Annotated in this window: 23 protein-coding genes and 1 riboswitch; of the genes, 17 read left to right on the top strand and 6 right to left on the bottom strand. The window is 44.1% G+C overall.

Features of this window, described 5'->3' with window-relative positions; genetic code table 11:
- Window positions 1–27: 27 nt before the first annotated feature.
- Window positions 28–384: a hypothetical protein gene (locus R4537_RS11770; protein WP_071177925.1), complete on the bottom strand. Its 357-nt coding sequence runs from the start codon at window positions 382–384 to the stop codon at window positions 28–30.
- Window positions 385–642: 258 nt separating this feature from the next.
- Here R4537_RS11770 and ccoN point away from each other — a divergent pair, with 258 nt between their 5' ends.
- From ccoN to ttcA, 11 genes are all read left to right on the top strand, one after another.
- Entirely contained in the window at window positions 643–2,070 is a 1,428-nt protein-coding gene (ccoN, locus tag R4537_RS11765; protein WP_000076728.1) for a cytochrome-c oxidase, cbb3-type subunit I, read from the top strand.
- 13 nt (window positions 2,071–2,083) lie between these two features.
- Window positions 2,084–2,704, top strand: coding sequence for a cytochrome-c oxidase, cbb3-type subunit II (gene ccoO, locus R4537_RS11760; RefSeq protein ID WP_000097775.1), 621 nt, complete (start codon window positions 2,084–2,086; stop codon window positions 2,702–2,704).
- 13 nt (window positions 2,705–2,717) lie between these two features.
- Window positions 2,718–2,894: a cbb3-type cytochrome oxidase subunit 3 gene (locus tag R4537_RS11755; RefSeq protein WP_000345478.1), complete on the top strand. Its 177-nt coding sequence runs from the start codon at window positions 2,718–2,720 to the stop codon at window positions 2,892–2,894.
- Complete coding sequence (gene ccoP, locus R4537_RS11750; protein WP_071177924.1) at window positions 2,891–3,871, top strand: cytochrome-c oxidase, cbb3-type subunit III; 981 nt, start codon at window positions 2,891–2,893, stop codon at window positions 3,869–3,871. The genes R4537_RS11755 and ccoP overlap by 4 nt, the downstream gene beginning before the upstream one ends.
- A 78-nt stretch (window positions 3,872–3,949) precedes the next feature.
- Entirely contained in the window at window positions 3,950–4,426 is a 477-nt protein-coding gene (locus R4537_RS11745; protein WP_000240590.1) for a FixH family protein, read from the top strand.
- Between the two features lie 4 nt (window positions 4,427–4,430).
- A complete protein-coding gene (locus R4537_RS11740) occupies window positions 4,431–6,815 on the top strand; it encodes a heavy metal translocating P-type ATPase (protein ID WP_071177923.1) in 2,385 nt (794 codons plus the stop codon).
- On the top strand, window positions 6,808–6,972 hold the full coding sequence (gene ccoS / locus R4537_RS11735) for a cbb3-type cytochrome oxidase assembly protein CcoS (protein WP_071177922.1): 165 nt from the start codon (window positions 6,808–6,810) through the stop codon (window positions 6,970–6,972). The genes R4537_RS11740 and ccoS overlap by 8 nt, the downstream gene beginning before the upstream one ends.
- Entirely contained in the window at window positions 6,969–7,643 is a 675-nt protein-coding gene (locus tag R4537_RS11730; RefSeq protein ID WP_071177921.1) for a sulfite exporter TauE/SafE family protein, read from the top strand. Before ccoS ends, R4537_RS11730 begins: the two co-directional genes overlap by 4 nt.
- An 87-nt stretch (window positions 7,644–7,730) precedes the next feature.
- Window positions 7,731–8,483: an FNR family transcription factor gene (locus tag R4537_RS11725; protein ID WP_000622573.1), complete on the top strand. Its 753-nt coding sequence runs from the start codon at window positions 7,731–7,733 to the stop codon at window positions 8,481–8,483.
- Window positions 8,484–8,738: 255 nt separating this feature from the next.
- Entirely contained in the window at window positions 8,739–9,686 is a 948-nt protein-coding gene (gene uspE, locus R4537_RS11720) for a universal stress protein UspE (RefSeq protein WP_000029917.1), read from the top strand.
- 126 nt (window positions 9,687–9,812) lie between these two features.
- A complete protein-coding gene (ttcA, locus tag R4537_RS11715) occupies window positions 9,813–10,745 on the top strand; it encodes a tRNA 2-thiocytidine(32) synthetase TtcA (protein ID WP_000126827.1) in 933 nt (310 codons plus the stop codon).
- A 76-nt stretch (window positions 10,746–10,821) separates the two neighbouring features.
- Here ttcA and R4537_RS11710 read toward each other — a convergent pair whose 3' ends face one another.
- From R4537_RS11710 to R4537_RS11700, 3 genes are read right to left on the bottom strand one after another with little or no spacing between them, the layout of a single operon-like run.
- Window positions 10,822–11,481 carry a DUF2987 domain-containing protein gene (locus tag R4537_RS11710; RefSeq protein WP_071177920.1) on the bottom strand — a complete coding sequence of 220 codons (660 nt, stop codon included), beginning with the start codon at window positions 11,479–11,481 and terminating at the stop codon, window positions 10,822–10,824.
- A 1-nt stretch (window position 11,482) separates the two neighbouring features.
- Window positions 11,483–12,283, bottom strand: a complete 801-nt coding sequence (locus tag R4537_RS11705; RefSeq protein ID WP_071177919.1) for a glucosaminidase domain-containing protein — start codon at window positions 12,281–12,283, stop codon at window positions 11,483–11,485.
- The gene (locus R4537_RS11700) at window positions 12,276–13,082 is read right to left on the bottom strand and encodes a DUF2189 domain-containing protein (protein ID WP_001058043.1); all 807 of its coding nucleotides are present in this window, start codon (window positions 13,080–13,082) and stop codon (window positions 12,276–12,278) included. The genes R4537_RS11705 and R4537_RS11700 overlap by 8 nt, the downstream gene beginning before the upstream one ends.
- A 324-nt stretch (window positions 13,083–13,406) precedes the next feature.
- On the opposite strand from R4537_RS11700, the gene potA reads away from it, so the two are divergent.
- The 5 genes from potA to R4537_RS11675 all read left to right on the top strand — a co-directional run bounded on the left by potA (window position 13,407) and on the right by R4537_RS11675 (window position 18,435).
- Window positions 13,407–14,540: a spermidine/putrescine ABC transporter ATP-binding protein PotA gene (gene potA / locus R4537_RS11695; protein ID WP_080483216.1), complete on the top strand. Its 1,134-nt coding sequence runs from the start codon at window positions 13,407–13,409 to the stop codon at window positions 14,538–14,540.
- Window positions 14,524–15,381, top strand: a complete 858-nt coding sequence (gene potB, locus R4537_RS11690; RefSeq protein WP_001911544.1) for a spermidine/putrescine ABC transporter permease PotB — start codon at window positions 14,524–14,526, stop codon at window positions 15,379–15,381. Before potA ends, potB begins: the two co-directional genes overlap by 17 nt.
- A complete protein-coding gene (gene potC, locus R4537_RS11685) occupies window positions 15,381–16,151 on the top strand; it encodes a spermidine/putrescine ABC transporter permease PotC (protein ID WP_000533748.1) in 771 nt (256 codons plus the stop codon). Before potB ends, potC begins: the two co-directional genes overlap by 1 nt.
- Window positions 16,152–16,253: 102 nt before the next feature.
- A complete protein-coding gene (locus R4537_RS11680) occupies window positions 16,254–17,285 on the top strand; it encodes an extracellular solute-binding protein (protein ID WP_071177917.1) in 1,032 nt (343 codons plus the stop codon).
- A 112-nt stretch (window positions 17,286–17,397) separates the two neighbouring features.
- Window positions 17,398–18,435 (top strand): extracellular solute-binding protein, encoded by a 1,038-nt coding sequence (locus R4537_RS11675; protein WP_029627489.1) that lies wholly within the window; start codon window positions 17,398–17,400, stop codon window positions 18,433–18,435.
- A 147-nt stretch (window positions 18,436–18,582) separates the two neighbouring features.
- Here the strand turns inward: R4537_RS11675 and R4537_RS11670 are convergent, their stop codons facing one another.
- A complete protein-coding gene (locus tag R4537_RS11670) occupies window positions 18,583–19,317 on the bottom strand; it encodes a chromosome partitioning protein ParA (protein WP_071177916.1) in 735 nt (244 codons plus the stop codon).
- A 485-nt stretch (window positions 19,318–19,802) separates the two neighbouring features.
- Window positions 19,803–19,902, top strand: a riboswitch (glycine riboswitch).
- Between the two features lie 91 nt (window positions 19,903–19,993).
- Between R4537_RS11670 and R4537_RS11665 the strand changes: the two genes are divergently transcribed.
- Window positions 19,994–21,370, top strand: a complete 1,377-nt coding sequence (locus R4537_RS11665) for an alanine/glycine:cation symporter family protein (RefSeq protein WP_071177914.1) — start codon at window positions 19,994–19,996, stop codon at window positions 21,368–21,370.
- A 72-nt stretch (window positions 21,371–21,442) separates the two neighbouring features.
- On the opposite strand, the gene R4537_RS11660 is transcribed toward R4537_RS11665, so the two are convergent.
- Complete coding sequence (locus R4537_RS11660) at window positions 21,443–22,081, bottom strand: LysE family translocator (protein ID WP_000236673.1); 639 nt, start codon at window positions 22,079–22,081, stop codon at window positions 21,443–21,445.
- Window positions 22,082–22,157 lie beyond the last annotated feature (76 nt).

Here is a 22,157-nt window from a genome sequence, read left to right as displayed (position 1 = left end):
CTATGGTTTAGGCTTTGACTGATGATTCTACGGTAGGTAACGCAGTTTTAGTGTGATGCCATGGTTAATTTTAAGTTCGATGTTGTTTTGAGCTTTTGGGGAAAAGAATAGCACTCCAGACTGGTATTCCGTCGAACCATTTACGTCGATTGACCATTGCTCATCCCATGGCTCAATGGAGAACTTGGGGACATCTTGTGACACGAGTTGAGAGACAGTCACCCGCTTCCCCTCTATATCAAATTGACAAGGCTTTTCCATTCCACAGGTGATGAGTGTAACACTTTCATGTGAGAAGGTTCGCCATAGAAAAGCACTAATCAAAACCAGCAAGGTGACTAGGATTTGAACAAGTCGGGCTTTTGTGAGTTTTTCGGCTGCCATGAACGCGGGTTCCTCGTGTAACAAACTTCAAATTTTTGAAATAAAAGGCCAAAACCTGATGGAGTGTAAGGTTACTACACTGTCATTGAATTGTTAATTGAAGTATAGTTGGACGTTGAAAATGCCACTTTTTCATAAAGTCAGCAACAAGAATTAACAGTTTAGATGTCATTGTTTTTGTTGTGGATTTGGGTGGTGTTACGACGAAAGTCGTGTTGGAAGTAAAAGTGTAGTTAATTAAACATTGGAAGCATGCAAATGAGCCAAGAAAAGCAGCTTGAACAAAACTACAACTATACCGTGGTCCGCCAATTTACCCTGGTAACAATTCTCTGGGGTATCGTCGGTATGGCTGTAGGGGTTTTGATTGCCGCTCAATTAGTTTGGCCACAGCTAAACTTTGATACGCCGTGGTTGACGTACAGTCGCTTACGTCCTCTGCATACTAATGCGGTAATTTTTGCGTTTGGTACAAGCGCCCTGTTTGCAACATCATATTATGTTGTACAGCGTACTTGCCAAACTCGTCTGTTCGGTGGACCGTTAGTTCCCTTTACCTTTTGGGGATGGCAAGCGATTATCGTTTCCGCTGCAATCACCTTACCTTTGGGTTATACCTCAGGTAAAGAGTACGCAGAACTGGAATGGCCAATCGACATCGCCATCGCAGCGGTTTGGGTCGCTTATGCGGTTGTGTTCTTTGGAACCCTAGTAAAACGTAAAACATCTCATATTTACGTGGCTAACTGGTTCTTCGGTGCCTTTATTATTACCGTTGCGGTATTGCACATTGTAAACAGTATGGCCCTCCCCGTTTCGATGGGTAAGTCTTACTCAATCTACGCAGGTGCCGTCGATGCCATGGTGCAATGGTGGTATGGTCACAACGCTGTAGGTTTCCTGCTCACGGCTGGCTTCCTAGGCATGATGTACTACTTTGTTCCTAAACAAGCTGAACGCCCAGTCTACTCTTACCGTCTGTCTATCGTTCACTTTTGGGCTCTGATTTCTCTCTATATTTGGGCAGGTCCGCACCATTTGCATTACACCGCACTACCTGACTGGACTCAGTCTTTGGGCATGGTAATGTCTCTCGTGCTGTTCGCCCCCTCTTGGGGTGGAATGATCAACGGTATCATGACTCTTTCTGGTGCATGGCATAAGCTGCGCTATGATCCGATTCTCCGTTTCTTGATCGTTTCTCTGTCCTTCTACGGCATGTCTACGTTTGAAGGCCCGATGATGTCAATCAAGACCGTCAATGCACTATCCCACTACACCGACTGGACGATTGGTCACGTTCACTCTGGTGCTCTTGGTTGGGTAGCTATGGTATCGATCGGTTCTGTTTACCATCTTATCCCACGTCTTTTTGGACAAGAGCGCATGTACTCTGTCAGTCTGATCAATGCTCACTTCTGGTTAGCAACTATCGGTACGGTTCTGTATATCGTCTCGATGTGGATTTCCGGTGTAATGCAAGGTCTGATGTGGCGTGCAGTCAACTCTGACGGCACATTAACCTATAGCTTTGTCGAGTCAGTGCAAGCGTCATATCCGTTCTATACCGTGCGCTTCATCGGTGGCTTCATCTTTTTGATCGGCATGTTCTTAATGGCGTACAACGCTTATAAGACGATTGCAGCACCTAAAGATAGCTTGAAAGCTATCCCTCAACCGGCATAAGGAGAATGAAGCAATGAGTTCTAATTCTAATAATCGCCATGAGATTATTGAACGTAATGTCGGTCTGTTGGTTATCTTTATTGTGTTCGCAATCAGTTGGGGGGCTTTGGTCGAAATCACGCCTTTGATTTTCCAAAAGCAAACCACTGAACCTGTGAGCAATCTACGCCCCTATACGGCTCTTGAAATGGAAGGTCGTGATATCTACATCCGCGAAGGCTGTAATGTGTGTCACAGCCAAATGATTCGCCCATTCCGCTCAGAAACGGAACGCTATGGTCATTATTCAGTAGCAGGTGAAGGCGTTTGGGAGCATCCATTCCTTTGGGGTTCTAAGCGTACAGGCCCTGACTTAGCACGTGTCGGCGGTCGTTATTCTGATGAATGGCATCGTGTTCACTTAATCAATCCTAGAGAGCTGGTTCCTGAATCGAACATGCCAGGTTTTCCATGGCTTGAAAAAAATGTGTTAGATGGCCAGTTAACCCAGAAGAAACTCGACCTGTTCCGCAATCAATTTGGCGTCCCGTATACGGATGAACAGATTGCTAATGCAGCTAAAGATGTTGAAGGTAAAACAGAGATGGATGCCATCATTGCTTATCTGCAATCACTTGGCCATGCAATGAAATAACAGGGAGTTATCTATGGATTTCGGCATAATTCACAGTATTTACACTGTTGTGCTGTTCATAAGTTTTATTGGCATTGTGATTTGGGCTTACAGTAAAAAACGCAAATCGCGTTTCGATGAGGCAGCAAATTCTATTTTCGCTGATGAACATCCAGCACAACAGGATCAAAAAGGAGTAACCAAGTCATGACTACATTCTGGAGTCTTTGGATTATTGTCATAACCGTTGGTACTTTGTTAGGTTGCGCAATTCTGCTCATTTGGTGCTTGAAAGACAAAATGGGTGTCGAGGAAGGCATTGATATGGGACACGAATATGATGGTATTCGTGAACTGAACAACCCTTTACCTAAGTGGTGGACATACCTATTTATCGGAACGTTCATTTTTGCTGCCATATATTTAACTCTTTACCCAGGCTTAGGCAGCTTTAAAGGCGTTCTAGGCTGGCAAAGTTCGGATCAAACCGTACGTTCTATTGAAGAATCACGAGCTTCTATTGCTGCTGCACAGCAAAACAAGCAACTGGTTCAGTATTCAAAAGAACTGGACGATGCTGAAACTTACTACGGTGAAGCTTTTAAACGTTTGGCTTATCAAGAAGGCACCACTAACTTACGCGAAATCCCCGATATCGCTGCCGATAGTGATGCATTAAAAGTGGGTCAACGCCTGTTTTTACAGAACTGCTCTCAATGTCACGGCTCCGATGCTCGTGGTCAAAAAGGCTTTCCTAACTTGACTGATGATGCATGGCTGTACGGTGGTGAACCACAAGCGATTGTGACCACCATTCGCCATGGTCGTATTGGCCAAATGCCAGCATGGAAAGATATTTTAGGCGAACAAGGTGTGAAGGAAGTCGTTAGTTACACCTTAAGCCTATCGGGTCGTTCTGTGAATGCTAAAGAGGCAGAAGCAGGTAAAGCTCGTTTTGCAGTTTGCTCTGCGTGTCATGGTACTGACGGTAAAGGTAACCCAGCCTTTGGTGCGCCAAACCTAACGGATAATGACTGGTTATTTGGCGATTCACGCGCAGAAGTAACAGATGTGGTGATGAATGGCCGCTCTGGGGTAATGCCAGCATGGAACGACATTTTAGGTGAAGACAAAGTGCAATTGGTCGCAGCCTACGTATGGAGTTTAAGCAACTCAGAGAATAAGTAACATTCTAATAACAGCCCCTTTCCAAGGGGCTGTCTTCCTTATATTTTTTAACCTCTTTTCGTTGTAGAGAACTTTATTATGGTAAAGCCTTGGTATAAACAATTTTGGCCTTGGTTCCTGATCATACTACCTCTTACCGTAGTGATCTGGACGGTCATCACCGTTATTGTCTTTGCAAATAACTCCGTTTCATTAGTCACTGAGGATTACTATAAAAAAGGCAAAGGCATTAATATTGATCTCACCAAAATCAATGTCGCCAAAGAGTTGGGATTGAATGCTACCGTTCACTCTGAGGGTAGTACGGTCATCATTGAATTCGACAAAGGTCAACTTGCTCACTTCCCTGCTATTCAAGCCATGTTTGCTCATCGCACACTGCCTGATCGCGATTTTTCCCAACTTATTACAGCAGATGCAAAAGGGATTTATCGATTAACTCTTGATAATGAACTGCAAGGACCTTGGTTTATTGAACTTGCCCCTCATGATGGTCAATGGCTTGTTCAAGGTCGCGTCACCTTTCCCTCTTCTTCAACTGCGTTAATGAACTAAGCTCATGGACAAAACGTGTTATCACTGTGGTGAAGATGTACCAGTCAACACGAACTACCGCGTTGATATCCTTGGTGAAAGCCGAGATATGTGCTGCCCAGGCTGTCATGCTGTAGCTAAAATGATTGTGGCAAATAACCTAGAGTCTTATTATCAGTTTCGCCAAAAGAAAGCTGAAAAGTACGACCTAGTTCCAGACGAGCTGCAAAACCTCCATCGCTATGATGATGAAGCGATTCAAGAAGATTTTGTTTTAAAAAATCAAAACAATAACGAAGTTACGTTAAGTATTGATGGAGTCTCATGTGCCGCATGTGCTTGGCTGATTGAAAAACATATGGTCAAGCAATCCGGCGTGTGTGAGGTTAATGTGAATACTCTTACCCACCGAGCAAGATTAGTGTGGGATCCGACTAAAACAAAATTGAGTCAGCTTATTACTCAAATTCATAAATTAGGTTACAAAGTCTCACCTTTTGAACAAGATGAACAAGAGCAAGCTTATCATCAAGCCACTCGTCAATATTTATACCGCATAGGTATTGCGGGTATTGCTTCCATGCAAGTCATGATGGTCGCCGTCGCTCTTTATCTCGAAGTGTTTTCTGATCTTGATGACGCCTTTAAACACTACTTCCGAATTGTCAGCCTATTTTTTGCAACTCCTGTCATGCTTTATTCTGCCTGGCCATTTTATCAAAGTGCGTGGCGTAGTTTAAAAGCTAAAGCACCAAGTATGGATGTACCCGTTTCTATTGCTATGATCCTAGCTTATGTGGCCAGTATTGTGGCAACAATCAATCAGTCCGGCGAAGTGTTCTATGAAGCCGTCACCATGTTTGCATTCTTCTTGTTGTTAGGTCGCTATTTTGAAATGAAAGCTCGCCGAGAGGCCACCGCACACAGTGCCAACTTACTCAAACTTGTACCTCATTTTGCCCATTTAGAAGATGGTACCCAAGTTGCAGTGAAGCACCTTAATGTGGGTGACTCGGTCAGAGTGTTACCCGGTGACGCAATCCCCGCCGATGGAGTCATCACCTCAGGAGCGAGTTATTTGAATGAAGCCATGCTCACGGGAGAATCCATACCCATTACGAAAGGAGTGGGTGATCATGTGTATGCGGGTACAGTCAATGGGGATGAAGCCTTCATCATGCGCGTGGAAAAAAGCAAACTCAATTCGATGATTTCAAATATTGTCCGTATCCAAAATAATGCGCAAATTAATAAACCCAAAATCGCTAGAATTGCTGATCAAGTTTCACAGTATTTTGTCATCGCCACTTTAGTCGTTGGTGCTGGAACCTGGCTATTTTGGCATTTTTATCGCCCTGAAGATGCATTTTGGATCATGCTGTCCGTGTTGGTCGCCACATGCCCGTGTGCGTTAGCTCTTGCCACTCCAACGGCGATTACTTGTGCCACTTCTCGGCTGAGTCACTTTGGTCTACTGCTTCGTAAAGGGCATATTTTTGAAACTTTATGTAAAGTTAACCATATCATAATGGATAAAACTGGCACCTTAACTGAGGGGCGTGTTGAAATTACTAATACGGTTATTCACGAGAAAGCCTTTGATGCTGAACTCTGTCTGAAAATTGCAGCAAGTCTAGAACAGCATGCTAACCATCCTATCGCACACGCTTTTAGACGCTTTTTCGACAGTTCAATCCAAGTCAGTCATGTAACGAATGTAATAGGATCTGGAATTGAAGGGCTATGGCAAGGCCAGCAACTCCGTTTGGGTTCAGCGCAGTATGCTCTTAACACTCAGCACAGTGACATTGATTTGGCCACAACAGATTGCGTTTATTTGAGCCGTAATGGACAGCCTCTGGCGACTTTTTTCTATCAAGATCCAATCCGTAAAGACAGCTTAGATCTGATCACTCATCTCAAAAAGTCAGGGATTAAGATCACACTCCTTTCTGGTGATAACCTTGCTAATGTTGAGCAGGTCGCGCAGCAGCTTGGGATCTCCCAGGTGGTTGCTCAAGTCAGTCCCGAGCAAAAACTGGAGTACGTCAGCAACTTACCAAAATCGGATATCACTCTAATGGTCGGTGACGGCATCAACGATGCTCCCACATTATCCGGCGCTCACCTATCAGTCGCTATGGGCGGTGGTACAGATATCGCAAAGGCTTCAGCAGATATGGTTTTACTCAATGACAAGTTGATGAACTTATTAAAAGCAAGAGAATTAGCCTTTAAAACACGAAGTGTAATCAAAGAAAATTTGTGGTTGTCCTTTTTTTACAACATATTGATTTTACCACTAGCGATCATGGGTTATGTTCCCCCTTATATCGCATCACTCGGTATGTCTCTCAGCTCTGTGGTTGTGATTGCCAACTCAATGAGGTTACTTAAATACCATGGATAGTTTTTTTATACTTGTGCCTGCCGCGATACTCTTTACCGCTTTAGCCTGCGTAATATTTATTTGGGCAGTCAAAAAAGATCAGTTTGAAGACCTTGAGCGGCAAGGACATAACATTTTATTTGATGATGATGAAAAGCCTAACAAGGATAAAGAGTGACCCCTGATTATATCGGTGCTTGGGTGGTTGGATTACTGGGCGCAGGTCATTGCCTGGGTATGTGTGGTGGGATCAGTGGCCTTCTTTCACTCAATCAACCTCATCGTTCGCCAAGATTATTACTTTACTATAACCTCGGCCGTTTGCTGAGCTATGCCATAATAGGCGGCATTGTCGGAGGCCTCACCTCTTCATTAACCGCATTGATCGATATTCAATCAGCGCTGACTTGGCTAAGAATACTAGCCGCACTGCTTATGGTGGTGCTCGGTTTATATATAGGCCGTTGGTGGTTTGGCCTATTATGGCTGGAAAAAATCGGACAAAAAATTTGGCCGTTGATCTCTCCACTTGGCAAATCGTTTTTGCCATTAAAAAAACAGTGGCATGCCTTACCTTTTGGCCTTATTTGGGGCTGGCTACCTTGCGGTTTAGTGTACTCGATGTTGACTTGGGCTGCGGTCGCGGGAAGTTTTTCTCAAGGCGCCGCTATAATGCTCGCTTTTGGTCTTGGTACACTGCCAGCCATGCTCGCTACTGGTTGGGGGGTTACTAAAATAACCTATTGGCAAAAATCGATTTTTGTTCGCCGTGGTGCTGCATTACTGATCATTACTTACGGTTTGTATACTGCTTACGATGCCGTAAAATTAATGTGCAATATGAGCTGATGCTCAATCATTGATGATTTATTTTGACTACCCTTTGGGGTTAAGCAATGCTAAAATATTGACGTACATCAATTAGTGAAGGTTGTTATGATTTCTGAAAAGCCTGCTGCGAAGCGCATTCAATCGGGTGGTTGTGCTATTCACTGTCAAGATTGCAGCATTAGTCAACTCTGTATCCCCTTTACCTTGAATGAGTCTGAGCTTGACCAGCTTGACCAGATCATCGAGCGTAAAAAACCCATTCAGAAAGGTCAGGAACTGTTTAAAGCAGGTGACGAACTGAGATCTCTTTACGCAATTCGTTCTGGTACGATCAAAAGCTACACCATCACCGAACAAGGTGATGAGCAAATCACAGCCTTCCACTTAGCGGGCGATTTGGTTGGTTTTGATGCAATAACCGATGATCAACATCCCAGCTTTGCTCAAGCACTTGAAACTTCAATGGTTTGCGAAATCCCGTATGAAATCTTAGATGATCTGTCTGGTAAAATGCCGAAACTACGTCAACAAATCATGCGTTTGATGAGTAACGAAATTAAAGGCGATCAGGAGATGATCCTGCTGCTTTCAAAGAAGAACGCTGAAGAACGTTTAGCGGCCTTCTTGTACAACCTTTCTACTCGTTTCTCTCAACGCGGTTTTAGCCCAAGAGAGTTTCGTCTCACCATGACACGTGGTGATATTGGTAACTACCTTGGCCTTACTGTTGAAACCATCAGCCGCTTGCTAGGTCGTTTCCAAAAATCAGAAATCCTAAGTGTTAAAGGCAAATACATCACTATTCTCAACCATGCAGAATTGATGGAATTGGCTGGCGTCTCTAAAGAATCTAAATAACTTCAATGATGTAGCTCTTAATGAGCTATACCCAAACTACTTGGAGTTGCAGGTAGGCGGCAAGTGAGTGAATCCCCATGAGCATAGACAGACTATGTGATTGGGGTGAACGAACGTAGCCAACACCGCTGCAGCTTCAAGTAGGACGGATATGCATCATATTTCTTCCAAATACCTCTTATTTTTACTAAAACTCTGCTCATAACTAAGCTAAAGTGAAGCTAACAAACCTCCTCACTGAACAAGGAGTTTCTCATGAGCATTTACAGTAAAATTCTTGTCGTGGCTGATATCAACCATGATGAACAACCTGCTTTGGCTCGGGCAATGCAACTGGCGCAAAAAAGCACCTCCGTCAGCCATATCACTTTTTTCCTATCGATTTACGATTTTTCTTATGACATGACCTCCATGCTTTCTCTCGAAGAGCGTGATGCCATGCGCAAAGGGGTGATCCATCAACGAGAACAGTGGATGCGCTCTATTGCAGAGCCTTACCTAGATAAATCCGTTCAGTTTGACATTAAAGTGGTGTGGCACAACCGCCCTTACGAAGCGATTATTGGTGAAATATTTGCGGGTGAACACGATATCCTGATCAAAGCGACCCGCAAACACGACATGCTAGAGTCCGTTATTTTCACTCCAACCGATTGGCACTTGATGCGTAAATGCCCGACACCGGTCTTGTTAGTCAAAAATGCTAACTGGCCAGAAAATGCCAATATCATTGCCTCTGTGCATGTTGGCTCTGAGCTAGATACCCATATCGATTTGAATGATCGTATGGTCGAACAGCTCCTTAATTTGAGCAAACGCTTAGGAGCGAGCCCTTATCTTGTCAACGCTTATCCAGTCACTCCAGCCAACATCACTATTGAGCTGCCGGAGTTTGACCCAACCACCTATACCGATGCGGTTCGAGGACATCACCTTACGGCGATGAAGGCTCTTCGCCAAAAGCATGGTTTAAGTGAAGAGCAAACGCTTGTCCAGCAAGGATTGCCCGAAGATGTGATCCCAGAAGCGGCCAAGCAGCTTAATGCTGCCATGGTGATTTTGGGCACGACAGGTAGAACGGGACTTTCGGCGGTATTTATCGGCAACACTGCAGAACATGTCATCGATAAAATTAACTGTGATGTTCTTGCCCTCAAACCCAATGGCTACGTAAGCCCTCTCGATCCACAGACAAGCATTTAATACTTCTCAGCAGTCCCTGCCGTATGGCAGGGATTTTTTATCTCTTCACACTATAGATCTGGTATCTCTTCTATTTATCCGTATCATACGCACTTCATTTTGTTCTGAGATTTAAGATAGCAAGCAATGACAGCGCAAACTCAAGAGTTGACCAAAGCCCAACAATACAATTTCAATAAGTTGCAAAAACGTATTCGTCGTAATACTGGTCAAGCAATTGCAGACTTTAATATGATCGAAGATGGCGACCGGATTATGGTATGTCTATCTGGCGGTAAAGACAGCTTTACCATGCTGGATATTTTGATGAGCCTGCAAAAAAGTGCGCCTATCTCTTTTGAATTGGTTGCTGTTAATCTCGATCAAAAACAACCGGGATTTCCTGAGCATGTCTTGCCTGAATACCTAGAGAGTTTGGGGGTTGAGTACAAGATCGTTGAAGAAGATACCTACTCCATCGTGCAAGATAAAGTGCCTGAAGGCAAAACTACCTGCGCACTGTGCTCTCGCCTGCGTCGCGGTATCTTATACCGTACCGCCAAAGAATTAGGAGCAACCAAGATTGCTTTGGGTCACCATCGTGATGACATCTTAGAAACTCTGTTCCTGAATATGTTCTACGGCGGCAAAATGAAAGGTATGCCACCTAAGCTAGTATCAGACAACGGCGAACATGTGGTTATTCGCCCGCTGGCCTACTGCCGTGAGAAAGACATCATCAAATATTCAGATATGCGCGGCTACCCGATCATTCCATGTAACTTGTGTGGCTCACAGCCTAACTTACAGCGCCAAGCGGTAAAACAGATGCTCAATGACTGGGATAAACGCTTCCCAGGCCGCATTGAAACCATGTTTAGAGCCATGCAAAACGTGGTGCCAAGCCACCTAGCAGACTTCTCTTTGTTCGATTTTAAATCGATTGATAAAAACTCTGGCGTCATTAATGGTGGCGATATTGGCTTTGATAAAGAAGAAATTGCACCGCAAGTCGTGGAAGATGAAGACTTAGTGATGGAGTTTGACCCATCACTCCAACTCAATGTCACTAATATCTAAGTGGCTTCAAAAGAATAAAAACAAACAAAGGCTGTATACTGACAGCCTTTGTTTTATGTCTTTCAATCGCTAAAGCTTACTTTTTTGCAGAAGGTAAGTAAGGTAAAACTCGCAAAGCTGGAGCGGGCAGTTGCATCCACCCTTCTTTACCAATTTGCGTTAACGCAACTTGTGCCTTGTGATTCACAATAGCAATGGATTGGCCATTACTGAACGTAATCATGCCCTCTGTCTCTGGGGCGAATTCTAAGGTAACGCCTTCAACCGCGGGCGTAAACCAACTGGCGAACATACCGCCAAGCTGTTCAAGCATTACCTGCATCTGCGGCAACAAGATCTCGACTTCCTGATAAGTCACTTTACCCTCAAACGACTCTTTCGCCATCACCACCATAGAATAATCACAGCGTTTATCTTGAGGTGTATTCACAAAAACTAATGGATTCGCCTGTCTCAGATTATTATCGAGTGGGATCACCAGCTCATTACTAGGGCCAATAGGTAACTCTTCGTAGTGTGCTTCCTTTTCCATCCACGCTTTTTCTATCACGCAGTTTTGCTTACTCTGTGCATCAACAAAGAAAATCCCCATTTTTACATCAGGATGGTCTTCTTTCGTGTTGCTTTTCATTTGAGAGAACAACTTGCTGTAGGTAAACATATATTGCTGCGCCGAAGCTGGAGCACTTAGGCTTAAAAACAAAGGAGCAAGTAGGAGGTAAGATTTTGATTTCATTTTAATTATCGTTCCAATATTCTTGATTCGCTAACATCATGGCTTGTAAATCACGCACATAGGCTTCACCACGCTCGGAATATTTTAAAAGGCCATTGCTCATCGCTTTAGCACTTTCATCGCTGTTGGGATTGATTTTCTGCTGACGAAGCTGGAAGCGTATTTCACGTAATTCTCGATAAGCCGGATTACGATTGACATTCATAAAATAGCTTTGAATTGAGTCTTGAACGCTGTCAAATTTAGCCACTTCATGAAATGCTCCCTCCGCTCTCGCTAACGGTACTAAGCCACATCCTGCGCTATAGCACCATTGACCAAAATAGTTGTTGGCTTCTTTGGCAAACCTTGAGGTTCCCCATGCCGATTCATTCGCAGCTTGAGTTAAGACTAAGGCTTCAGGTATCACATCAACGCGATGAAACATTTCCTTTAACCATGTGGTATCAACGTTGTTTTCAGTGAGCGCGACCGAATACGCGTTAGCCAAACGTTGTGCTTGTGCCAGATTGTGAGATGAGAGTTGGCCGTCGGAAAAATCCTTTTTTATCCGCTTCAAAATAGTTCGCTCTTGAATAATTCGCGAATTTTCATACATCACCCCAGGTTTTAGGTAGTTAAAAAAAGCCTCTTTCCGCTCAGAAATATCGCGAATTGCAGAAAAATCAGGGGCAGAACCTACCACTTCACCTCTAAGCAGAGGTAATTTAAACCTCTTAGGTTTCTCGAATTGATACACACCAAAGATGGCAATCATGACAATGATTAACCAAACTAGGGTAATGCTTATTCGCTTATGCATCAAAAATTCCAGAAGAGTTATTGCTATCTGGTTGGTCAGACTTAGCTTGATCCGTTGCGATGATTTTCAAGCGAATGCCAAACATATTGCGATAAATAATACCTTTGACATGAAAGAAGAAAGGTAAGAACAGCACTAACCCAATACCGTACAGAAGTACGGCCATCATGAACAGCACCATTAAGATCGAATAGATAGCGATTAACGGGAAAATCTTTTTATTCACTGCTCGTAATGACAATAACAAAGATTGCATAGGAGGAACTTTCTTTTCACAAATCAGTAGTAGTGCGTTACTAAAAGCGACAGATAAATACATAGAAAGGAATGGCAAAATCATCCCTGCCACACCTTGTAACAATAAACTGAACAGAGTGGCGAGGATAACAGGAATTGTAAACTGTAATCCTTTCGTGATATGCCGAGTTTGGGTTTTTAGCCCTGCAGCGTGACTCATCGCCATTAAACTGATCCCTGCATAAATCGGCGCGCTGATCACTTCATAGCTAAAGTTAGCGATAAACATGGCTTGGACAAGGCCTTCGGGGAGCGCGCCCCCCTCCTGAAACACAGACAGAATCACGGAGAGATCGCCGATCTGCAATTTGAACGCAAAATAAAAGATCACCAATTGCACCAAAATCAGCGCAAAAATGGCGGGCGTGAAATTAATAAAGTGCTTGACTGTGATGCCCCAAGCTTCCTTGAGCACATCTCCCACTTTTAATTCATAACTTCCCGATAATGCTTTCTCTATCGAGCCGCCAAGATTGAACTCTCTTTCGATATCGTTATTCATAAAATTCCCTAGTTCGGTCGAATGCGCGGATAACGTCACGCTTCAACGTGAAAATTGTATTCATTATACTGAAATGCAGCGCAGGCTAAAATCTGATTACCAATATCATCTTGCTTTATTGTCGATATGATTGATAATTAACCGCTTGATAGCATTAAGAGTTAAGCAAAATCAGTATGCTAGACAAACTTCATTAAAACTGGCAAAAAATTTTCTGTTTCAAGGTAAGAAAAACACTTTGAAATCGTGCTCTTGGTGTTTATGATGCGCCCCTTATTTTTGTTTAACTACAGGTCCAACAAGTAGGATTACCTACAGGCCGAGGTGGGAGAAATACAGACGTTGAACGAACAACATTCAGTAGGAAAGCCAGTCATTCGTTTATCTGGCATTAGCAAAAGTTTCGATGGTAAGGAAATCATTGGTAACCTAAATCTTGATGTGAATCATGGCGAGTTCTTAACCATCCTAGGTCCATCGGGCTGTGGTAAAACGACGGTGTTAAGAATGATTGCTGGTTTTGAAACTGCAGATCAAGGTCAGATTCTGCTAGATGATCAAGACGTTACTCAAGTTCCTGCTGAACAACGACACGTCAATACGGTCTTCCAAAGCTATGCTCTCTTCCCTCATATGACGGTGTTCGAAAACGTTGCTTTTGGTTTGCGCATGCAAAAAGTGCCTCAAAGCGATATCGAACCTCGTGTTATGGAAGCTTTACGCATGGTACGCCTTGCCGAAATGGCACAGCGTAAACCGCATCAACTTTCTGGTGGCCAGCAGCAACGTATTGCTATTGCGCGCGCGGTGGTTAACAAACCTAAAGTACTGCTACTCGACGAATCGCTCTCTGCTTTGGATTACAAATTACGTAAACAAATGCAGAGCGAGCTCAAACAACTGCAACGTCAATTAGGCATTACCTTTATCTTCGTTACTCATGATCAAGAAGAAGCACTGTCTATGTCAGATCGCATCATCGTTATGCGTTCAGGCAAAATTGAACAAGACGGCTCTCCTCGTGAAATCTACGAAGATCCAAAAAATCTCTTTGTTGCTCGTTTTATCGGCGAAATCAACGTCTTCCAAGCAACGACTATCGATCGTATCGATGAAAAACGCATCCGCGTTGACATCGAAGGTATCGAGTCGATTGTTTACTATGAAGATGAAGTGAAGGCTGGTGACAAGCTGCAAGTGCTCCTCCGTCCTGAAGACTTACGTATCGAAGAAATTAAAGAGTCAGAAGAAAAAGGCATTGTAGGTCACGTGACTGACCGTACTTACAAAGGCATGACTCTGGAATCAGTGGTAGAACTGGAATCCGGTATGTGTGTGATGGTTAGCGAATTCTTTAACGAAGATGATCCAGATGTCGATCACTCTATCGGACAGAAAGTTGCCGTCACTTGGGTTGAAAGCTGGGAGGTAGTCCTCAATGATGAGCAAAAAGCTTAATCTACAAAATGCGATTGTTACCTTAATCGTAGGTTGGTTAGTGCTGTTTGTACTGATCCCCAACCTGATGATTATTGGTACCAGTTTTCTGACTCGTGATGAAGCAAACCTGATTAAGTTTGCATTCACCTTTGAAAACTATACGCGTCTGCTTGATCCACTATACGGAAAAGTGATGCTGCACTCGTTCTACATGGCGATTGTTGCAACATTAATCTGTCTAGTGATTGGCTATCCTTTTGCGTACATCGTGGCGAAAATGCCTGAAAAATGGCGTCCATTTATGCTGTTTTTGATTATTGTTCCTTTCTGGACCAACTCGCTAATTCGCACCTATGGTTTAAAAATCGTACTCGGTACGCAAGGTATCCTTAATCAAGCGCTAATGTCACTGGGTCTGATTGATGCACCACTGCGCATTATGTTTACCGAAACAGCCGTCATGATCGGTCTAGTTTACATTTTGTTGCCATTTATGATCCTTCCGCTCTATTCGGCTATCGAAAAGTTGGATGGCACTTATATTGAAGCAGCGCGCGATCTCGGTGCCAACAAGTTTCAAACTTTGGTTCGCGTGATTTTACCCCTGACTATGCCTGGCATTATTGGTGGTTGTTTGCTGGTTCTGCTCCCTGCCCTCGGTATGTTCTACATCGCTGACCTACTTGGCGGTGCGAAAAACCTACTGATCGGTAACGTGATTAAGAGCCAAGTACTCAACGCCCGTGACTGGCCATTTGGTGCCGCAACCAGTATTGCACTGACTCTGGCCATGGCGATCATGCTGTACGCCTACTATCGTGCAGGTAAACTTTTGAATAAGAAGGTGGAGCTAGACTAATGGGACGTTCAATTAGATTTAGCTTTATGAGTTTGGTGTACTTATTTTTGTACTTACCGATCATCGTTCTGATTGCAAACTCATTTAACGAAAACAAGTTTGGTATCAAATGGGGCGGTTTTACCACCAAGTGGTACCACGCTTTGATGAATAACGACAGCTTAATGCAAGCCGCTTGGCACTCCATCAACGTAGCAGTGTTTTCTGCTACTGCAGCAACCTTGATCGGTAGTTTGACGGCGGTTGCCCTCTTCCGCTACCAATTTAAAGGTAAGAAAGTGGTGAGTGGCATGCTGTTTGTCGTGATGATGTCACCCGATATCGTGATGGCTATTTCGCTGCTTGCTCTATTCTTAGTGATGGGGGCGAAACTGGGCTTCTTCACTCTGTTGATTGCGCACATCACTTTCTGTCTGCCTTTCGTTGTGGTGACGGTTTACACTCGACTCAACGGCTTTGACGTTAAGATGCTTGAAGCAGCAAAAGATCTCGGCGCTGGCGAATGGGTGATTTTAAAGAAAATTATCCTGCCACTGGCGAAACCTGCGGTTGCCGCAGGTTGGTTACTGAGCTTTACCCTATCTCTGGATGATGTGATCATCAGTTCATTTGTGACAGGGCCAACCTACGAAATTCTGCCATTGAAGATATACTCAATGGTGAAAGTGGGTATTTCACCTGAAGTAAACGCACTGGCGACCGTCATGCTTGTGGTTTCTTTGGTACTTGTTGTCGCTTCACAGTTGTTAGCAAGAGAAAAAGTGAAGTAAAATCCACGTCCGTTTGGAAACACGCGAAACAGAATGACGGAAGTCATTCTGTTTTTCTTTGCAACGCCCAAAAGGGCAACGTTTAGTTTGGAGCTAACGTCGATGAAAAAACTGGCTACTCTTTTAGCAGGTAGCGCATGTGCGCTTTCTCTGTTGTCTGGCACAGCGGCAGCGGAAGATAAGGAACTGGTGTTTATGAACTGGGGACCGTATATCAATAGCGGCATCCTAGAGCAGTTCACCAAGGAAACGGGAATCAAAGTGATTTACTCAACTTATGAGTCAAATGAAACTTTGTATGCAAAACTCAAAACGCACAATAAAGGTTATGATTTGGTAGTTCCCTCTACCTACTTCGTGGCAAAAATGCGTGATGAAGGGATGCTGCAAAAGATTGACAAATCTAAGCTGAGCAACTTCAAAAACCTAGATTCCAACTACCTAGATAAACCTTACGACCCAAACAACGACTACTCAATTCCACACGTTGTAGCGATTACCGGTCTCGCGGTTAATACCGACATGTATGATCCTAATGACTTCCAAAGCTGGGGCGACCTATGGAAGCCTGAGCTAAAAGGTCAACTGATGTTGATGGATGATACGCGTGAAGTATTCCATATCGCTCTGCGCAAACTAGGTTACTCAGGTAACTCAACGAACGACAAGCAGATTGATGAAGCGTATGCCGAGCTACAAAAGCTGATGCCAAACGTACTGGTTTTCAACTCTGATAACCCTGCTGCTCCTTACCTTTCAGGTGAAGTAGGTCTTGGCATGCTGTGGAACGGCTCAGCAGCGGCGGCACAGAAAGAAGGTTTACCAATCAAGCTGGTCTTCCCGAAAGAAGGCGGTATCGGTTGGGTTGATAACTTCGCCATCTCTTCTGGTGCCAAAAACGTCGATGCAGCACATAAGATGATCGATTTCTTGTTACGTCCTGAAATTGCAGAGCAAATTTCACGTGATACAGGCTACCTGACTGGCGTTAAAGCTTCAAACGACAAATTCCAAGATGTCGCTCCACTGTTCCCATCTCAAGAAGATCTGGACCGTGTTGAATGGCAATCTGCCGTTGGCGATAAGACAGTGAAGTACGAAGAGTACTTTATGAAGTTGAAAGCTGGCCAATAAGGTCTAAGAAAAGCATCAAATAGGCAGCGATTGCTGCCTATTTTTTTTTATCTTGTTATACTCCCTCTCTCCAACGCCTAGTTAGGTTCTTTCTATACACTATGGGAACGTAATGAAAAATAAACTGTTTGCGAGTGCTCTGTGCGCAGCAGCATTGTTCACCACCAATGCAATGGCTAAAGACCAAGAACTCTATTTCTACAACTGGTCTGAATATATCCCGAGCGAAGTCCTAGAAGACTTTACCAAAGAAACCGGAATCAAGGTTATCTACTCTACCTACGAATCCAATGAAAGCATGTATGCCAAGCTCAAAACGCAAGGCGCTGGTTATGATCTTGTGGTTCCTTCCACTTATTTTGTCTCTAAGATGCGCAAAGAAGGTATGCTGCAAGAAATTGACCATTCAAAACTTTCACATTTCAAAGACTTGGATCCAAATTATCTCAATAAGCCTTTTGATCCCGGCAATAAATTCTCTATCCCTTATATCTGGGGAGCGACGGGTATCGGCATTAACACCGATATGCTGGATAAAAAATCACTCAAAAACTGGGGCGATCTGTGGGATGCCAAGTGGGCAGGTCAATTAATGCTGATGGATGACTCTCGTGAAGTCTTTCATATAGCCCTAAGTAAGCTGGGATACTCGCCTAATACGACCAATCCCAAAGAGATTAAAGCCGCTTACCGTGAACTGAAAAAGCTGATGCCAAATGTCTTAGTGTTTAACTCTGATTTCCCTGCAAATCCTTATCTCGCAGGTGAAGTGTCACTAGGTATGTTATGGAATGGCTCAGCGTATATGGCCCGCCAAGAAGGCGCACCAATTCAGATTATCTGGCCTGAAAAAGGCACCATTTTTTGGATGGATAGCATCTCGATTCCTACTGGTGCGAAAAATATAGAAGCTGCTCACAAGATGATTGATTTCTTACTGCGTCCAGAAAATGCTGCAAAAATCGCCTTAGAAATCGGCTATCCAACACCAGTCAAAACTGCGCATGACCTACTGCCCAAAGAGTTTGCTAATGACCCAAGTATCTACCCACCACAATCGGTGATCGACAACGGCGAGTGGCAAGATGAAGTTGGAGAAGCTAGCATTCTTTACGATGAGTATTTCCAAAAGCTAAAAGTGAACGATTAAGCCGTTTCTAACACCCATTAAAAAGCCACCGACGACGGTGGCTTTTTTTGTATCTTCAGACTGTGATTCACTCTAGAGAGTGAAAAAGCGAACGCTCAAGTCATGTGACAAAAAATCTATTTAATTCAGCCTGATAGATTCAATCACTTATAAACCTATCTCTTCTGAGAGCGCCTTAATTTCTTCCAGATCCATTTGATGCACACGGATCATCTGATCGATTTGGCTTACCCGTGAATTCGCCTCATCCTGTTTATCACAAGCATCTGACTGTGCATCCCAAGATTTTCCTTCAAGATAAATATCACACTCTTTTTTTAGCACTTTAAGTTTAGGAACCAAAGAATCGCGTTCTTTTTGTAATCCCTCAAGTTCTTGTTTGATTTTTAGCTCACGCTGGAACAACTCTCGAGAACGCTCAAGCATGGTCACTTGCATGTCAGCTTGACGATTAAGCTGATTGTTTTGTGCATTGGCCAGTTCCAATGCCATTTTTTGCTCATTCAGTTGCTGTTCTAAATTCAGGTTTCGCTTTTCGAGTTCAGCAACGTATTTATCACGCTGTACCGCTTCTGCCTGCCACTCTTCTCTTTGCTTCTCAAGGGCTTGTTCCATTTTATGCTGCCATGCTTCCTCTTGATTCTGCTCAGAGATTTCAGCCGCTTTAGACACTTCTGTTTTCGCATTATTGAGTTGTTCAATCTGGTTTTGTAGCGCTTGGTAAGACGCCTCCCAACGACTGGTTGTGACAGAAGAACCAATCAGACCGCCCAAGGCAATACCTAATACCGTAGCAATCGCGATATAGATATAGCCCTGTTTATCTCTTCGTTCGATAACAACAACTTCTTCGTTGTCGTCAAACTCATTATGTTTATTCACGCTCGCTCCTCTTGCATCAGCGAATCAGTTCAGAAATCATCAAGAAGGCCGTATAGGTGACAAAGGTCGCCAAAATGACGATAACGACCCCCTTCTGCAATTTTTCATTGGTACGGTAGCGAATCAACAGAAACGCTAATGCTATTAGTAAGGCTATTGCAATTAATCTCACCATCTCCCGCCTCCAAGCGTGATTATCTTATAACACTTATACGTAGTTTAACGTCAGAGAAAAGTGGATTCATAAAAGACTTGCGCAACATTTCATCAGTTGATTTCTTTTGTTGGTGACATCACATTTTCTTTTCGCTAGTATCCGCCTTGCAAATCGTTTTATTCAAGACGATTGTTCCGTTGAAGACTGCAGGAGAGTGGTTGTTAACCAGATTTTAACATCTGAGCCAAATAACCCGCCGAAGAAGTAAATCTTTCAGGTGCATTATTCTTAGCCATTTATTGGCAACGAATAGGCGAGGACTGTAGTTGGAGGAACCTCTGGAGAGAACCGTTTAATCGGTCGCCGAAGGAGCAAGCTCTGCGCATACGCAGAGTGAAACTCTCAGGCAAAAGGACAGAGGAGTGAAAGGCCAATCTTTTAGTGAGCTCGCTAGAGCTCTGCTGTGCATTTTTGCATCCTTTCTCTCTTCTCCTTATGTTTATTTTTTAAGGGGAAATCATGAATAACCTGCAATCTTTTCTGCAAACTGTTGATAGTTTAGTGTGGGGTCCACCACTGTTAATTCTTCTGGTCGGCACTGGTGTCTATTTCACCTTCCGCTTGGGCTTACTGCAATTTCGACGCCTGCCGACGGCTTTAGCTATGGTATTTGGCCGCGACAAATCTTCAGACAAACAAGGTGATGTATCAAGCTTCGCCGCATTGTGTACTGCTCTTTCTGCCACCATTGGTACTGGAAACATCGTAGGTGTTGCGACCGCAATCAAGCTCGGCGGCCCAGGTGCCCTGTTCTGGATGTGGCTCGCCGCCCTGTTTGGCATGGCAACCAAATACGCAGAATGCTTACTCGCGGTGAAATATCGCCAAATCGATGACAAAGGACAAATGGTCGGCGGGCCAATGTACTACCTGCGTGATGGTGTGGGTTCAAAAACACTGGCAGTATTATTTGCTGTGTTTGCCGTCGGGGTTGCCTGCTTCGGGATTGGTACTTTCCCGCAGGTGAACGCGATCTTAGATGCCACTCAAATATCTTTTGGCGTCCCTCGTGAAGCCTCTGCGGTGGTACTGACCGTACTGGTTGCCATTGTCACTATCGGTGGTATTCAATCCATCGCTAAAGTGGCAGGAAAAGTGGTTCCTGCGATGGCGCTGTTTTATATCGTCGCCTGCTTAAGTGTGATTGTTACCAATGCAGACAAACTCGTAGACGCCGTGGAATTGGTGCTGGTATCTGCGTTCACCTCAACTGCTGCAACTGGTGGCTTCTTAGGTGCGAGCATTATGCTCGCGATTCAATCGGGTATTGCTCGCGGCGTGTTTTCCAATGAATCTGGCTTAGGCAGTGCGCCTATGGCGGCGGCGGCGGCGAAAACTGACTCCTGCGTTGAGCAAGGCCTTATCTCTATGACGGGGACCTTCTTCGATACCATCATCATCTGTACCATGACTGGCTTGGCTCTCATTCTAACGGGCGCTTGGCAAAGCGACCTTTCCGGTGCTGCGATGACCACCTACGCCTTTGCCACAGGCTTAAATGCACAAACTATCGGCCCGATGCTGGTTTCGATTGGTTTGATGTTCTTTGCCTTTACGACCATTCTGGGTTGGAACTACTACGGCGAACGCTGCATGGTGTTCTTATTCGGTACCAAAGCGGTATTGCCTTATAAAATCGTCTTTATTGGTTTGATTGCCTCAGGCGCATTCCTACACCTCGATTTGATTTGGATTATCGCCGACATTGTAAATGGTTTAATGGCCATTCCGAACCTTATTGGCCTTGTAGCCTTACGTCATGTGGTTGTGGAAGAAACGAAGCAATATTTTGCCGCGCGTTATCAATACACCGAAGCCGAAGCCCAAGTGCAATAACACCTAGTCGGCCTAAGCACAAAGAAAAAGCGCCCAACGGCGCTTTTTCTACTTTTAAACCTTTATTAAAAGCTAGGCTTGAGGTTTCTCTAAGAGAAGTTTGATACCTAATGCGACCAAAACAACACCCGTTGTACCTTCCATCCAACGCATAAAAGAAGCGTTTTTCAGAAGGTTTTTAGCGCTGCTCAAAGCACCGGCTAAACCACATTGCCATACCATCGCGATCGCAAAATGAATCAACGCCATCAGCAAAGATTGCGCTAACGGTGAATAGTCAGGATTAATAAATTGAGGCAGAAAAGCTAAGTAAAAGACGGCAGTTTTCGGATTCAGCACATTCGAGAGGAAACCTTCACGCAGCGATCGGGTTAAACGAAATTGTGCATGAGCTAGGCTCGCAACCTCAATGCCCTGCCCTGTTTTCATTAATGATCGTAAGCTCGAAATACCCAACCAAATCAGATAAGCCGCTCCTACCATTTTAACGATTTGAAATAGCTCAGCCGATTGAGCAAGAATCGCAGAGATACCAATAGCAGAAAAAGTGGCGTGAACGAATAAGCCAAAACAGATACCCAAGCTGGTCGTGCATCCATCGGCAAACCCAGCCCGCGAAGTGTTACGGATCACCAAAGCAGTATCTAGCCCCGGTGTTAAGGTCAAAATAGTAATAGCGATAAGAAAAGCCTCGAAATTCTGGATAACCATATCAATCCTTGAAGGAAAATCAGCAAGCCTTTCTTATACCGCAAAGCCTCTCATGTGTCTTATGAAGATTTTTCAA

The sequence above is a fragment of the Vibrio paracholerae genome, from assembly GCF_037672085.1.
In the GTDB taxonomy this organism is placed as follows: domain Bacteria; phylum Pseudomonadota; class Gammaproteobacteria; order Enterobacterales; family Vibrionaceae; genus Vibrio; species Vibrio cholerae.
The sequence above is the reverse complement of the archived record's forward strand: the minus strand, read 5'-3'. Positions and strand labels throughout refer to the sequence as shown.